Here is a 227-nt window from a genome sequence, read left to right on the forward strand (position 1 = left end):
ATGCCAACAGGTCATAGATTATACAAATCAAATCCGATTAAATGTAAATCATGTCCGCTATTAAATAAATGTACGGAGAACAAAAACTATACTAGAGAAATTCGTAGACATGTTTGGCAAGATGATTTAGACATAATCGAAGATTTAAGGTTTGTAGATACAATTAAAAAAGCATATAAACTAAGAAGTCAAACTGTAGAAAGAAGATTTGGCGATGCAAAAGAACA

At 30.4% G+C, this 227-nt stretch carries 1 protein-coding gene; it reads left to right on the forward strand.

Annotated elements, in window-relative coordinates; genetic code table 11:
* On the forward strand, positions 1 to 227 hold a 227-nt coding region (locus CD129_RS11305), incomplete at both ends, for a transposase (protein ID WP_218585271.1).

It is taken from the genome of Mammaliicoccus fleurettii (assembly GCF_003970575.1).
In the GTDB taxonomy this organism is placed as follows: domain Bacteria; phylum Bacillota; class Bacilli; order Staphylococcales; family Staphylococcaceae; genus Mammaliicoccus; species Mammaliicoccus fleurettii.